Annotated in this window: 12 protein-coding genes; 4 read left to right on the top strand and 8 right to left on the bottom strand. The window is 67.8% G+C overall.

Annotation, left to right across the window (positions count from 1 at the left end; all coding sequences use genetic code 11):
• Nucleotides 1–5: 5 nt before the first annotated feature.
• The 3 genes from ACPUER_RS16765 to argS form a co-directional block, all read right to left on the bottom strand.
• Nucleotides 6–644 (bottom strand): thiol:disulfide interchange protein DsbA/DsbL, encoded by a 639-nt coding sequence (locus ACPUER_RS16765; RefSeq protein ID WP_175963795.1) that lies wholly within the window; start codon nt 642–644, stop codon nt 6–8.
• Between the two features lie 69 nt (nt 645–713).
• The gene (locus ACPUER_RS16760; protein ID WP_347068385.1) at nt 714–1,607 is read right to left on the bottom strand and encodes an SPOR domain-containing protein; all 894 of its coding nucleotides are present in this window, start codon (nt 1,605–1,607) and stop codon (nt 714–716) included.
• A gap of 134 nt (nt 1,608–1,741) precedes the next feature.
• A complete protein-coding gene (argS, locus tag ACPUER_RS16755) occupies nt 1,742–3,523 on the bottom strand; it encodes an arginine--tRNA ligase (RefSeq protein ID WP_425131621.1) in 1,782 nt (593 codons plus the stop codon).
• 200 nt (nt 3,524–3,723) lie between these two features.
• Between argS and ACPUER_RS16750 the strand changes: the two genes are divergently transcribed.
• Nucleotides 3,724–4,047, top strand: coding sequence for a DUF1840 domain-containing protein (locus ACPUER_RS16750; RefSeq protein ID WP_034179168.1), 324 nt, complete (start codon nt 3,724–3,726; stop codon nt 4,045–4,047).
• A gap of 112 nt (nt 4,048–4,159) precedes the next feature.
• Here the strand turns inward: ACPUER_RS16750 and metH are convergent, their stop codons facing one another.
• The 5 genes from metH to ACPUER_RS16725 form a co-directional block, all read right to left on the bottom strand.
• On the bottom strand, nt 4,160–6,877 hold the full coding sequence (metH, locus tag ACPUER_RS16745) for a methionine synthase (protein ID WP_425131620.1): 2,718 nt from the start codon (nt 6,875–6,877) through the stop codon (nt 4,160–4,162).
• Nucleotides 6,878–6,919: 42 nt separating this feature from the next.
• On the bottom strand, nt 6,920–7,987 hold the full coding sequence (locus tag ACPUER_RS16740) for a homocysteine S-methyltransferase family protein (RefSeq protein WP_425131619.1): 1,068 nt from the start codon (nt 7,985–7,987) through the stop codon (nt 6,920–6,922).
• Between the two features lie 199 nt (nt 7,988–8,186).
• Nucleotides 8,187–8,444 (bottom strand): BTH_I0359 family protein, encoded by a 258-nt coding sequence (locus tag ACPUER_RS16735; protein WP_006477667.1) that lies wholly within the window; start codon nt 8,442–8,444, stop codon nt 8,187–8,189.
• A gap of 241 nt (nt 8,445–8,685) precedes the next feature.
• A complete protein-coding gene (locus tag ACPUER_RS16730; RefSeq protein ID WP_425131618.1) occupies nt 8,686–9,972 on the bottom strand; it encodes a DUF3108 domain-containing protein in 1,287 nt (428 codons plus the stop codon).
• A gap of 129 nt (nt 9,973–10,101) precedes the next feature.
• Nucleotides 10,102–10,968 (bottom strand): IclR family transcriptional regulator, encoded by an 867-nt coding sequence (locus ACPUER_RS16725; RefSeq protein WP_175963800.1) that lies wholly within the window; start codon nt 10,966–10,968, stop codon nt 10,102–10,104.
• Nucleotides 10,969–11,097: 129 nt separating this feature from the next.
• Here ACPUER_RS16725 and ACPUER_RS16720 point away from each other — a divergent pair, with 129 nt between their 5' ends.
• The 3 genes from ACPUER_RS16720 to ACPUER_RS16710 all read left to right on the top strand — a co-directional run.
• Entirely contained in the window at nt 11,098–12,090 is a 993-nt protein-coding gene (locus tag ACPUER_RS16720) for a fumarylacetoacetate hydrolase family protein (RefSeq protein ID WP_425131617.1), read from the top strand.
• A 124-nt stretch (nt 12,091–12,214) separates the two neighbouring features.
• A complete protein-coding gene (locus tag ACPUER_RS16715) occupies nt 12,215–13,042 on the top strand; it encodes an enoyl-CoA hydratase/isomerase family protein (RefSeq protein ID WP_425131616.1) in 828 nt (275 codons plus the stop codon).
• 79 nt (nt 13,043–13,121) lie between these two features.
• A partial coding sequence (locus tag ACPUER_RS16710; RefSeq protein WP_425131615.1) for a PhaM family polyhydroxyalkanoate granule multifunctional regulatory protein occupies nt 13,122–13,757 on the top strand: 636 nt, incomplete at its 3' end.

The following is a 13,757-nucleotide window of genomic DNA, read 5'->3' as shown; positions in this document are numbered from 1 at the left end:
GGGGGTCAGAGCTTCTTGTCCTGAACCTGCTTCACGAGGAAGTCGAGCGCCTGGGCGGTACCCGGGATGCTGTTCGTGTAAGCGGGGCCCGTCTTGTACTTGCCCTGGACGACGACCGTCGGCACGCCGTCGATCGCATAGTTCTTCAGCAGTTCGGCCGACTGCTTCACCTGGCCCTGCACGCTGAACGAGTTGTACGCGTCCATGAACTGCTTCTTGTCGACGCCCTGCGTGGCCAGGAAGTCGGCCTGCGCCTGCGGCGTCAGCAGGTAGTTCTTCTGCTTGTGGATCGCGTTGAAGATCGCCGGCGTGACCTTCTCGGAGATGCCGAGCGCGGACACCGCATAGAACAGCTTCGAGTGCGGGATGAAATCGTCGCGGAATGCGACCGGCACGCGCTTGAAGTCGATGTTGTTGCCCTGCTTCTTCACCCAGGCCTCGATCGTCGGCTCGAATTCGTAGCAGTGCGGGCAGCCGTACCAGAAGAACTCGATCACCTCGACCTTGCCGGCCGGCGCGGACACCGGCTGCGGCGACTTCATCACCTCGAAGTCCTTGCCGGCGACCGGTGCGGCAGGCGTTGCCTGGGCGAAGCCGGCCGCGAGGCCCAGGGACAGAAGGAGCGTGCTAAGCAGTTTTTTCATGTTGTGAACGTCGAATCAGTTGCTCGGGTTACGAAACGTAACGGGTTCTGCGTGGGCTCGACCGGCTGCCTACTGCTTCGTGAAGCGGATCACCGCCGTGTCGACACCTGCATCGGACAAGCGCTGACGGGCCGAGTTCATATCCTCGAACTTCGAGAACGGGCCGACGCGCACGCGGAAATAGGTCACGCCGCTGACATCGCGCTTGGACACCTTCGACTCGAAGCCCTGGAAGCCGAGGCGCGCGCGCTGCTGCTCGGCGTCGCCTTCCGTCTTGTACGCGCCGACCTGCAGGAAGTAGCCGGTATTCGCGTCGCTCGCGGTCGGCGGCTTCGCTGCCGCGGCGGCGGTGGCCGACGACGTCGGCTTCGGCGTGTTCGCAGCCTGCTGTTGCTGCTGCTTTTGCGCGGCGGCCTGCTGCGCCTGCTTCTGCGCGGCGAAGCGCGCGAGGTCGTCCTCGCCCGCCTGCTGTTGCTGCTGCGGCTGCGTCTTCTTCGGCGGCGTGGTGTCGGCCGGCTTCGGTGCGACGGCGACGCCGTTACCCGACGACGTATTGTTCGACGCGGTCGTGTTGCTCGAGCTGCCGGTGTTGTTCGAGCCGCTCGACCCGTTGGCCGACGGCGGCACTTCGACGATCTGCGGCTCGGGCAACAGGCCGCCCTGGGTCTGGTTCGCGGCCTGGCCGGGCGCGGTGTTGGGCGGTGCGGGCTGCGCGGCCTGCGGCACCGGCTGGCCGGGCGTCTTGCCCTGCAGCGCGCGGTTCGGGTCGAACTGCTGCGGCTGGCTCGCGCCGTTGTCGGCCGGCGGCGGCGCGACCTTCGACACGAACGGCGACGGCGAACGCGTGATGTAGAGCGCCACCACCACGGCGATCGCGAGGCCGACGATCAGGCCCAGCACGATTCCAAGAAATGTCCCTCCGGCTTGTTTCGATTGTTTCGAAGTGCGGCGTGGTTGTGCCATTGCTTGAGTCACCTGCAAAAAGAATCGTGAAAAGGCCACGGCGGGCTATCCGACGGCGGGTAATCCGACGGCGGGTAATCCGACGGCGGGCGCTGCCGCGGCCATTCGCTGCCCGGTTCGGGCCGCTTGCGTCCTTACATCTTGGCGGGCGCGGACACGCCGAGCACCGCCAGGCCGTTCTCGAGCACCTGCCGGGTCGCGGCGAGGAGCGCGGCGCGCGCGTTGCGCGGCGCTTCGTCGTCGACCAGCACGCGCTCCGCATTGTAGAACGAGTGGAATTCGCCAGCGAGATCGCGCAGGTAGAACGCGACCGCGTGCGGCGCCAGCTCGTTCGCCGCGTGCGTGAGCATGTCCGGATACTCGGCGAGCTTCTGCATCAGCGATGCGGCCTGCGCGCTCGTCAGTTGCGACAGGTCGGCGCCCGGCAGTTGCGCGGCGTCGACGTTGTAGCGCGACTTCAATTCGTTGAGCACCGAGCAGATCCGCGCATGCGCGTACTGGACGTAATAGACCGGGTTCTCGTCGTTCTGTTTTAGCGCGAGGTCGATGTCGAACACGAACTCGGTATCGGCCTTGCGCGAGATCAGGAAGAAACGCACCGCGTCGCGGCCGCGCGTGATGGTCGCCTCGTCGATCAGGTCGGGCGCCGCTTCCTGGCCCACCGCGGCACCGCCCGACCATTCGATCAGGTCGCGCACCGTCACGTAGCTGCCCGCGCGCTTCGAGATCTTCACTTCCTGGCCGTCGCGCATCACGGTGACCATCTTGTGCAGCACGTAGTCGGGATAGCCCTTCGGGATCCCGACGTGCAGCCCCTGCAGGCCCGCGCGCACGCGCGCGATCGTGCCGTGGTGGTCCGAGCCCTGGATGTTGATCACCTTCGTGAAGCCGCGCTCCCACTTCGTCACGTGGTACGCGACGTCCGGCACGAAGTACGTGTACGTGCCGTCCGACTTGCGCATCACGCGATCCTTGTCGTCGCCTTCGTCGGTCGTGCGCAGCCACAGCGCGCCGTCCTGCTCGTAGGTCATGCCGGCCTTGATCAGCGCGTCGACCGTCTTCTCGACGCGGCCTTCGCTGTACAGCGACGATTCGAGGTAGTACTGGTCGAACTTCACGCCGAACGCCTGCAGGTCCATGTCCTGTTCGCGACGCAGGTACGTGACCGCGAACTTGCGGATCGCGTCGAGATCCTCGACGTCGCCCGCGCCCTTGACCGGCTCGCCGTCCGACGCGGCGACCGTTTCGCCGTTCAGGTAGTCGCGTGCGATGTCGGCGATGTATTCGCCGTTGTACGCGGCTTCCGGCCAGCCCGCGTCGCCCGGCTTCAGGCCGCGCGCGCGCGCCTGCGTCGAGATCGCGAGGTTGCCGATCTGCACGCCCGCGTCGTTGTAGTAGAACTCGCGGTGCACCGCGTAGCCCTGGCTCGCGATCACGTTCGCGAGCACGTCGCCGAGCGCGGCCTGGCGGCCGTGGCCGACGTGCAGCGGGCCGGTCGGGTTCGCCGACACGAATTCGAGCAGCACCTGCTTGCCTTTCTCGCGATCCGACGTGCCGAACGCGCGGCCCTGGTCGAACACGGCGGCGATCACCGCCTGCTTCGCGGCGGCCGACAGGCGCAGGTTGATGAAGCCGGGGCCGGCGATTTCGGCGGCTTCGACGAGCCCTTGCGCGGCCGGCTGCGCGGTGAGCGCGGCGACGATCTGCTCGGCGAGCTGGCGCGGGTTCGCGCCGAGCGGCTTGGCGAGCTGCATCGCGACGTTGCACGCGACGTCGCCGTGCGCGGCGACCTTCGGGCGCTCCAGCGTGATGGCGGGGGCGACGAACGCCGCGTCGGCGCCTTTCAGCGCGTGTGCGACCTGCTTGACGCTATCCGCGAGCAGGGCTTCGAGGGTCTGTTTGTGTGCTGGCAGCATGCTGGTAGAAGGCTTCGTTGGTGGCGACCGGAAACGCCGGCCCGCCGGCGCGCTTTTTAAGCGCGCGTTTCAGGGATCGCAGAATTTTAACAGGTGCTAATATGCCGCTCAGGCGGCCCGCGTCCGCGAGGCCGGACGCCGGTCTGCCGGCGTTCCCCAACCTCGCCGCGCAGGCACAACAAGATGAAAAGGGAATTGTCATGATTACGTTCAAGAGCAAGGCGGCACAGGATCTCGACGTGCTGAAGGATTTCGCCGTGTATGTGCTGGGCCTCGTCGGCAAGCAGCTGGGCGAGCGCGGTGTGATTACGCACGACGAGCTGGACCACGCGATCGCGAAGCTGGAAGGCGCAGTCGCGCAGGCGAAGCAGGCGCGTGCCGAGCACGCCGGCCACTTCCACGAGGACGAAGCCGATCACGCGCACCACGAAGTGCCGCCGAGCCTGGCCCAGCGCGTCGCGCCGTTCCTCACGATGCTGCGCGAGGCGAAAGCCGGCGAAGCCGACGTGCACTGGGGCTTCTGAGCTTCGTTGCCCGGCAGTACGAAAGGTTAGTAAGGCAGGAAAAAGCCCGCTTCCGAGCGGGCTTTTTCTTTTTGTCTGACCAAACGGGCGGTCGGCCGCCCGTCCGCATCGATCAGAGCTGCGGCGCGAGCGCGCGGCGCGCGTCGTCGAGCGACAGCGCCATGCGCCGCGCGTAATCCTCGAGTTGATCCTGCCCGATTTTGCCGACCGAGAAATAGCGGCTGTCCGGATGCGCGAGGTAGAAGCCCGATACGCTTGCGGCCGGCAGCATCGCCAGCGAGTCGGTCACGCTCATGCCGATCTCGTCCGCGTGCAGCACGTCGAACATGTCGCGTTTCACGAGGTGGTCGGGGCAGGCCGGGTAGCCGGGCGCCGGGCGGATGCCTGCGTACTTTTCCGCGATCAGCGCGTCGTTGTCGAGCGTCTCGCCGCTCGCGTAGCCCCACAGCTCGCGTCGCACGCGCGCATGCATCGCCTCGGCGAACGCTTCCGCGAAACGGTCGGCGAGCGCCTTCAGCATGATCGCGCTGTAGTCGTCGTGGTCGGCTTCGAACTGTTTTTCCTTCACGTCGACGCCGAGGCCGGCCGTCACGGCGAACATGCCGATGTAGTCGGCAACGCCCGAGTCCTTCGGCGCGATGAAGTCGGCGAGCGAGCGGTTCGGCCGCATCACGCCGTCGACCACCGGGCGCACGCTCTGCTGGCGCAGGTTGCGCCACGTGAGCAGCACTTCCGAGCGCGATTCGTCGCTGTAGATCTCGATGTCGTCGTCGTTCACGGTGTTCGCCGGCAGCAGCGCGATCACGCCGTTCGCGCTCAGCCAGCGGCCCTGGATCAGGCGCGCGAGCATCGATTTCGCGTCGGAGAACACGCGCCGCGCCGATTCGCCGACGATCTCGTCGTTCAGGATCGCCGGGTACGGGCCAGCCAGGTCCCACGTCTGGAAGAACGGCCCCCAGTCGATGTAGTTCGCGAGTTCGTTCAGGTCGTAGTTCTTGAACACGCGGCGGCCGATGAACTTCGGCTTCACGGGCGCGTAGCCGGCCCAGTCGATCTTCGTCTTGTTCGCGCGCGCCTCGGCGAGCGTGACCATCGGCTGCGCCTTGCGGTTCGCGTGCTGGTCGCGAATGCGTTCGTAGTCGGACTTCAACTCGTCGAGATACTTCGTCGCGCCTTCGTCGGACAGCAGGCTCGACGCGACCGACACCGAGCGCGACGCGTCGGGCACGTAGACGACCGGGCCCTCGTAGTGCGGCGCGATCTTCACGGCCGTGTGCACGCGCGACGTGGTCGCGCCGCCGATCAGCAGCGGGATCTTCTTCACGCGGAAGTAGTCGTCGCGCTGCATTTCGGACGCGACGTACGCCATTTCCTCGAGGCTCGGCGTGATGAGGCCCGACAGCCCGATGATGTCCGCGCCCTCGACCTTCGCCTTCGCGAGGATCTCGTTGCACGGAACCATCACGCCCATGTTGACCACTTCGAAGTTGTTGCACTGGAGCACGACCGACACGATGTTCTTGCCGATGTCGTGCACGTCGCCCTTCACGGTCGCGATGACGATCTTGCCCTTTGCACGCACGTCGCCGCCCGCTTCCGCGAGCAGGCGCTTCTCTTCCTCGATGAACGGGATCAGGTGCGCGACGGCCTGTTTCATCACGCGCGCCGACTTCACGACCTGCGGCAGGAACATCTTGCCCTGGCCGAACAGGTCGCCGACGATGTTCATCCCGTCCATCAGCGGGCCTTCGATCACGTTGATCGGACGGCCGCCGGCCGCGTCGATCTTCGCGCGCACTTCTTCGGTGTCCTCGACGATGAACGTCGTGATGCCGTGCACGAGCGCATGCGAGAGCCGTTTCTCGACCGGCTGGTTGCGCCACTCGAGGTTCTCTTCCTTCTTCGCGCCGCCCGCCTTGAACTTGTCGGCGATCTCGAGCAGGCGGTCGGTGGAATCGGCGCGGCGGTTCAGGATCACGTCCTCGACGCGCTCGCGCAGCTCGGCGTCGAGGTCGGCGTACACGCCGAGCTGGCCGGCGTTCACGATGCCCATGTCCATCCCGGCCTGGATCGCGTGATACAGGAACACGGTGTGGATCGCCTCGCGCACCGGATCGTTGCCGCGGAACGAGAACGACACGTTCGACACGCCGCCGCTCACCTTCGCGTACGGCAGGTTCTGCTTGATCCAGCGGGTCGCCTCGATGAAGTCGACCGCGTAGTTGTTGTGCTCCTCGATGCCGGTCGCGACCGCGAAGATGTTCGGGTCGAAGATGATGTCTTCCGGCGGGAAGCCGACTTCGTTCACGAGGAAGTCGTACGAGCGCTTGCAGATCTCGGTCTTGCGCGCGTACGTATCGGCCTGACCCTTCTCGTCGAACGCCATCACGACGGCGGCCGCGCCATAGCGGCGGATCAGGTTCGCGTGGCGGCGGAACGCTTCCTCGCCTTCCTTCAGCGAGATCGAGTTCACGATCGCCTTGCCCTGCACGCACTTGAGGCCGGCCTCGATCACTTCCCATTTCGACGAGTCGATCATGATCGGCACGCGCGCGATGTCCGGCTCCGACGCGATCAGGTTCAGGAAGCGCACCATCGCCGCCTTCGAATCGAGCATCGCCTCGTCCATGTTGATGTCGATCACCTGCGCGCCGTTCTCGACCTGCTGGCGCGCGACGGCGAGCGCCTCGTCGAACTGGCCGTTGAGGATCATTCGCGCGAACGCCTTCGAGCCGGTGACGTTGGTGCGTTCACCGACGTTGATGAAGAGCGTTCCGGACGTGACGTTGAACGGCTCGAGGCCGGCAAGGCGCATCATGTGATCGGTCATGGCGGTGCGAATTCGTGTAATGAAGGGCGTGGGGCGGTCGGGTCAGGCGTTGTCGCTGTACTGGTTCGGCCAGCGGCGCGGCTTCACGTCGGCGAGCGCCTTCGCGATCTCGGCGATGTGCTCGGGCGTCGTGCCGCAGCAGCCGCCCGCGAGGTTCACGAGCCCGGCCTGCGCGAATTCCTTCAGCAGGCCCGACGTGACGTCCGGCGTTTCGTCGAAGCCGGTGTCGCTCATCGGGTTCGGCAGGCCCGCGTTCGGGTAGCACGACACGTAGGTGTCGCACAGCTTCGCGAGCTCGGCGATGTACGGGCGCATCAGCGCCGCGCCGAGCGCGCAGTTCAGGCCGAACGTGAGCGGCTTCGCGTGGCGCAGCGAATTCCAGAACGCCTCGACCGTCTGGCCCGACAGGATCCGGCCCGACGCATCGGTGACGGTGCCCGAGATCATGATCGGCAGGCGCTCGCCGGTGTCCTCGAACAGCTCGTCGAGCGCGAACAGCGCGGCTTTTGCGTTCAGCGTGTCGAAGATCGTCTCGACGAGGAACAGGTCGACGCCGCCGTCGAGCAGCGCCTTCGCCTGCTGGTAGTACGCGTCGCGCAGCTCGTCGAACGTGACGTTGCGGGCGCCCGGATCGTTGACGTCCGGCGAGATGCTCGCCGTTTTCGGCGTCGGCCCGATCGCGCCCGCGACGAAGCGCGGTTTGTCGGGCGTCGCGTATTTCGCGGCCGATTCGCGCGCGAGCTTCGCCGATTCGACGTTCATCTCGACGACGAGATCTTCCATCCCGTAGTCGACCTGCGCGACCGTCGTCGCGCCGAACGTATTGGTTTCGACGATGTCGGCGCCGGCCGCGAAGTACTGGTCGTGGATCTCGCGGATGATCTGCGGCTGCGTGAGCGACAGCAGCTCGTTGTTGCCCTTGATGTCGCGCGGGAAATCCTTGAAGCGCTCGCCGCGATACGCGGCTTCGTCGAGCTTGTAGCGCTGGATCATCGTGCCCATCGCGCCGTCGAGGATCAGGATGCGCGATTTCAGCAGCGCGGGCAGTTCGGCGCCGCGCGTGTAGGGCGCGTCGAGCGGGACGGAAGCGGCGAGAGGAGTCGCAGACATGGGCGGAGGACCGGCGAAGACGGGAAAACCGTCATTGTAGCCGGTGCGCCTGGCCGCCGCCCGGCCTCGCGCCGGCCGGGGCGCCCGCCAAATGAAAGCCCCCGCCGGCGAACCGGACGGGGGCATGATCGGAGTGCTCGCGGGTGCCGCGTCGGGGCGCGGCGAATGGCCCGGCCGCGAGGCGCCGGGCCGCGGGTCGTCAGTGCAGCACGACGGGCATCATCATCAGGCTGTCGAATTGCCCGAGGAATTCGTCGACTTCGTCGAGCGACGGTTCATCCTCGATCAGTTGCTTCACGTGTGCGCGAAAGCGTTCGGCAAGTTCGCCGTCGATGAAGATCTCGCGCTGCGCGTTCTTGTCGACGATTTCGTATCCGCCGGCATTCATCAGATGATGGCCGGCCTGCGGCGCAAATTCGACGACGCAGTAGTTGGGGCTGTTGTAGATCATTTGCATGGCGGCACTCCTCTTCGCAGTGGCATCTGGCCTTGTTGTCCCCTAGGTGGGGCGAGCCTTGCCGGTTTCAAGGGGCTTGCGCAGCACACCCCGTTCCCGTTGCGTGGGGTGTATCGGTTAGAAGCCGATGTCTATGAAACGTTTCTTATTGTCTGCCGGTGTACTGAAATAGTTGTTAAAGAGTGTCATCGGCCATTTCGCGGAAATCTGTAATCGGTCGAAATTGCCGATCCATGCGCGTTCACTGTGTGACAGGCGACGACGCCGGCGGTGCGGCCGGTTGCGCGGGCGGTTGCACGGTGGCAGGCGGCGCGGGTTGTGCCGGTTCCGCGGACGGTGCGGATGATGCCTCGGGCGTTGCTGCGCCGGAGGGCGCGTTCGTTGCGCCGCCTGCCGGTGCGGCATCGGACGGCGTGGCCGGCGCCGCGAGCCGGCCGTGCCACAGCAGCTCGATCTGCGCGCCGTTCGGTTCGCTCTGCACGAGCCGCGCGGGCAGCCAGCCGAGCGACGGCGCGAGCCACATGTCGATGCGGCGCGTGTCGCCGTCGCGGCGCGGCAAGCGCATGAAATGCCGCGCGTCGATGATGCCGGCCTGCGTCTGCACCTGCTCGTCGCCGATCACCGTGATCGGCCAGGTCTCGCCGCTGTTGTTGTCGATCACGAAGAACTGCTGCGTGACGCCCGGCTTGTAGGCGGACGGGTTGCCGCGCAAAAGCCCCGACAACTGCATCAGCATGCTGAAGCGGTCCTGCACGCCGTCGGGCAGCGGCGCGTTGTTCGGCGTGCGCGTGAACACGACCTGCCGGATCTCGCGGTTGAAGATCGCGATGTCTTCCGGCCGCTTGCCGCGCTTCTCGACGTAACGGTCGGGCGCGACGCCGAACGCGTCGATGCGGCCTTCGCTGCGATAAGTGAACGGGCCGACGAACGGCACGGGCATCGATACCGACAGGTCGTAGGTGCGCCCGTCGGTGCGCCAGTGGATCGTGCCGATCATGTTCTGCATCCCGTTGTAGAACGTGTCGTACTGCAGGTCGCCGGACGGCGGCGCGGCGAACTTCACGCCGCTGGCCGCGGGGCCCGGCGTCGCGGCGCTGCTGGCGCCGGCGGCCGATGCGGCGTGCGTGCCCGATGCACCCGATGCACCCGGTATGCCGCTCGCCGCGGACGCGGCAGCCGGCGGCGGCTCGCCGTGCTCGGCCGTCTGCGTCGACGTGAGGACCGGCTCGGGCGACGGTGCGGGCTTCGGTGCGGCGGCCTTGGGCGCGGCCGCCGCGGGGGCGGCTGGATGCTCGACCGGCTTCGGCTCGGGCGGCGCGGGCTGGCGCTCGATCGGTTGCGGCTTCAGCAGCTCGATCTGCACGGGAACCTCGGCGGGCGCGGACGGCGTGAACGATTCGCGATTGCGCATCAGCCAGATCGCGGCGAGCGCGTGCAGCACCAGCACGACGACGAGCGCGACGCCCACGCGCAGCCAGCGGCGGGGCAGGGCGTGACGCGGGCGGATGTCGGCAGGCTGCATGGGCATCGGAACGGGGTCGGGGTGGTCGCGTGACATCGGGCGCGCAGCGCGCGCCACAGGAATCGGACCGTCGGAGGCGCCGCGCGTTCGCGGTGCGCGGCGTGTACCGGGGTGTATCGGGGCGTCTCGCGCGCGTCAGGCGCCGCGCGCGTCGGGACTATAGCCGAGTTCGTAAGACAGTTTCCGCGCGCACGCGCGCAGCGCGGTGTCGATCTCGCCGCCCCACGCGATATCGAACGAGCCTTCCTGGCCGAGCGCGACGATCGCGAGCGCGAGCTCGCCGACCGCGTCGAACACGGGCATGCAGAACGCGTGGATCGTCGGCAGCAGCATCCCTTCGACGCGCGCGGCCTCGTGCTCGCGCACGTCGGCCAGCACCGCGTCGACTTCGTCGAGCGTGCGCGGGCCGCCGTGATGCGGCGAGCGGCGCGTATCGGCGAGTTCGCGCTCGAGCATCGCGGCGGTCTTGCTGCGCGGCAGGTATGCGGCGAACAGCAGCCCGGTCGCGGAACCGAGCAGCGGCATCACGTCGCCGAGCTTCAGCGACGCCTTCGCCGGATGGCTCGATTCCATCCAGTGCACGATCGTCGGCCCCTGGTTGCCCCACACCGCGATGCCGACCGTCTGGTCGAGGCGGTCGCGGAATTCGGTCAGCGCGATCCGCGCGAGCTTCACGCCGTCGACGCGCGCGAGCCGCGCGAGCCCCATCTGCAGCGCGAAGCCGCCGAGCTCGTAGCGGCCCGACACGGGGTCCTGCGACACGACGCCGAGCCGCGAAAAGCTGACCAGGTAGCGGTGCGCCTTCGCAGGACTCATGCCCGCGCGCTGTGCGAGGTCGCGCAGCATCATCGCGCGCGGCTCGCTCGTCAGCACGTCGAGCAGGCGGAAGCCGACCTCGATCGACTGGATGCCGGAACGGACCTTCTCGCCGTGCTCGCCGGAAGCGGCGTCGTCGGTGTCGGAGTCGGCGAGATCGTCGTCGGGAAGCGGGCTGGCGGGCATGGGCAGCGGGTGCGCGAAAATGCGGCAAGGATCGGGGCGAAAACGGCGTGCGCGATCGTGGCGCGCCGCATGGATTCACCATCGTAAAATAGATTCCCTCCATCGTCACTACAACGGCAGATTCCCCTTATGAAACTTGCTTCGCTGAAGGACGGCACGCGCGACGGCCAGCTGATCGTCGTGTCGCGCGACCTGCACACCGCGGCGATCGCCGACGCGATCGCGCCGACGCTGCAGCGCGTCCTCGACGACTGGGCGTTCTACGCGCCGCAGCTGCGCGATCTGTACGACGCGCTGAACCACGGCCGCGCGCGCAATGCGTTCTCGTTCGATCCGGCCAACTGCATGGCGCCGCTGCCGCGCGCATTCCAGTGGGCCGACGGCTCCGCGTACGTGAACCACGTCGAGCTCGTGCGCCGCGCGCGCGGCGCGGAGATGCCGCCCGAGTTCTGGACCGATCCGCTGATGTACCAGGGCGGCAGCGACGATTTCCTGGGGCCCCGCGACGACGTCGTGTGCCCGTCCGAGGAATGGGGCATCGATTTCGAGGCGGAAGTCGCGGTGATCACCGGCGACGTGCCGATGAGCGCATCGCCCGACGACGCGCTGAAGGCCGTGCGGCTCGTCACGCTCGTGAACGACGTGTCGCTGCGCAACCTGATTCCGGCCGAGCTCGCGAAGGGCTTTGGCTTCTTCCAGAGCAAGCCGGCCACCGCGTTCGCGCCGGTCGCCGTGACGCCCGACGAGCTCGGCGACGAATGGCGCGAAGGCCGCGTGCACCGGCCGATGATCGTCCACTGGAACGGCAGGAAGGTCGGCCAGCCCGATGCGGGCACCGACATGGTGTTCCACTTCGGCCAGCTGGTCGCGCACGCGGCGAAGACGCGCAACCTGCGCGCCGGCTCGATCGTCGGTTCGGGCACGGTGTCGAACAAGGATGCGAAGCGCGGCTACTGCTGCATCGCCGAGAAGCGCTGCCTCGAGACGATCGAGCAGGGCGCGCCGCAGACCGAATTCATGCGCTACGGCGACACCGTGCGCATCGAGATGTTCGACGCGGCCGGCAAGTCGATCTTCGGCGCGATCGAGCAATCGGTCGCACCGCCCGACGGCGCGGCGTAAGTCACGCGGGCACGCAGCGCCCGCGCGAAACCCGGCCCCGGCCCGCGCGCCGGGTTTCGCCTGATGTTTGCCCGCGCGGGCTTGGCTACACTCGATTCAAGAGCCTCGAGCAAGGAGCAGGCGCATGGCCGATCTCGCCGCGTACGGCGGTTACGAAGCACTGAAGGTGACGCGCCGCGACCATGGCGTGCTCGACATCGTGATGAGCGGCGAGGGCGCGAACCGCAGCGGCCTCGCGACCGCGAACGCGCGCATGCATCGCGAGCTCGCCGACATCTGGCGCGACGTCGACCGCGATCCCGACACGCGCGTCGCGGTGATCCGCGGCGAAGGCAAGGGTTTTTCGGCGGGCGGCGATCTCGCGCTCGTCGAGGAGATGGCGAACGACTTCGATGTGCGCGCCCGCGTGTGGCGCGAGGCGCGCGACCTCGTCTACAACGTGATCAACTGCAGCAAGCCGATCGTGTCGGCGATGCACGGTCCGGCCGTCGGCGCGGGGCTCGTCGCCGGGCTGCTCGCCGACATCTCGATCGCCGCGAAGGATGCGCGCATCATCGACGGCCACACGCGGCTCGGCGTCGCGGCCGGCGACCACGCGGCGATCGTGTGGCCGCTGCTGTGCGGGATGGCGAAGGCGAAGTACTACCTGCTGCTGTGCGAGCCCGTGAGCGGCGCGGAGGCCGAGCGGATCGGGCTGGTATCGCTCGCGGTCGAGCCGGCCGACCTGCTGCCGAAGGCATACGAAGTGGCCGAGCGGCTCGCGCACGGTTCGCAGTCGGCGATTCGCTGGACCAAGTACGCGCTGAACAACTGGCTGCGCATGGCCGGGCCGACCTTCGACACGTCGCTCGCGCTCGAATTCATGGGCTTCTCGGGGCCCGACGTGCAGGAAGGCATCCGCTCGCTGCGCGAGCGGCGTCCGCCCGACTTCCCCGGCGACGCGCCGTTCTGACGCGCGCTATGATCGAACCACGCGCGGCTGCGCGACGCATGGCGGCCGCCTCGCTCCCCCAGTCAACCAGGATGCCCGTATGACGACCGATGCCTCCGGCGCCAACCCTTTCGCCGGCTTTGCCGGCTTCAAGCCCGCCGACATGATGGACCGGATGTGGGACATGATGCGGATGTCGCCGTTCGGCGGGATGACGTCGTTTCCGGGCGCCACGCATGGGCTGCCGCCGTCGCTGTCGAGCATGTCCGACATGATGGCGCCGCTCACGAGCGTCGAGGAACTCGACAAGCGGATCACCGATCTGCGCGCGGTCGAGCAATGGCTGAAGCTCAATCTCGGGATGCTGCAGTCCGCGATCCAGGCGCTCGAGGTGCAGCGCGCGACGCTTGCGACGCTGCGTGCGTTCGGCGCGTTCGCGCAAAGCTCGATGTCGGCGGCCGAGGAAGCGGCCATCGCCGCGGCGCAGGCGGCGAAAGCCGCGTCGGCGTCGCCGGGCGATGCGCCGACGCCGACGGACGCCGAGGATGCGCCGCCGGCAGGCGACGACGCACAGCAGGCATTCGACCCGGCCGGCTGGTGGAACCTGCTGCAGTCGCAGTTCAACCAGCTCGCGAGCCTCGCGATGGCGCAGCCGGGCATGCAGCCCGCGGCGGCAGGCGACGTGCCGCCGGACGCGGCCGCCCCGCCGGAGCAGGCCGCGAAGCCGGCACGGGCC

Source organism: Burkholderia sp. DN3021 (genome assembly GCF_049805555.1).
Lineage (GTDB): Bacteria > Pseudomonadota > Gammaproteobacteria > Burkholderiales > Burkholderiaceae > Burkholderia > Burkholderia pyrrocinia_C.
This window is presented reverse-complemented; position numbering and strand designations above follow the sequence as displayed.

Bases quoted from the DNA above. Each gene is read 5' to 3' on its own strand.
- ACPUER_RS16765 (WP_175963795.1), bottom strand. From the start codon at position 644: ATGAAAAAACTGCTTAGCACGCTCCTTCTGTCCCTGGGCCTCGCGGCC.
- ACPUER_RS16760 (WP_347068385.1), bottom strand. From the start codon at position 1,607: ATGGCACAACCACGCCGCACTTCGAAACAATCGAAACAAGCCGGAGGG.
- argS (WP_425131621.1), bottom strand. From the start codon at position 3,523: ATGCTGCCAGCACACAAACAGACCCTCGAAGCCCTGCTCGCGGATAGC.
- ACPUER_RS16750 (WP_034179168.1), top strand. From the start codon at position 3,724: ATGATTACGTTCAAGAGCAAGGCGGCACAGGATCTCGACGTGCTGAAG.
- metH (WP_425131620.1), bottom strand. From the start codon at position 6,877: ATGACCGATCACATGATGCGCCTTGCCGGCCTCGAGCCGTTCAACGTC.
- ACPUER_RS16740 (WP_425131619.1), bottom strand. From the start codon at position 7,987: ATGTCTGCGACTCCTCTCGCCGCTTCCGTCCCGCTCGACGCGCCCTAC.
- ACPUER_RS16735 (WP_006477667.1), bottom strand. From the start codon at position 8,444: ATGCAAATGATCTACAACAGCCCCAACTACTGCGTCGTCGAATTTGCG.
- ACPUER_RS16730 (WP_425131618.1), bottom strand. From the start codon at position 9,972: ATGCCCATGCAGCCTGCCGACATCCGCCCGCGTCACGCCCTGCCCCGC.
- ACPUER_RS16725 (WP_175963800.1), bottom strand. From the start codon at position 10,968: ATGCCCGCCAGCCCGCTTCCCGACGACGATCTCGCCGACTCCGACACC.
- ACPUER_RS16720 (WP_425131617.1), top strand. From the start codon at position 11,098: ATGAAACTTGCTTCGCTGAAGGACGGCACGCGCGACGGCCAGCTGATC.
- ACPUER_RS16715 (WP_425131616.1), top strand. From the start codon at position 12,215: ATGGCCGATCTCGCCGCGTACGGCGGTTACGAAGCACTGAAGGTGACG.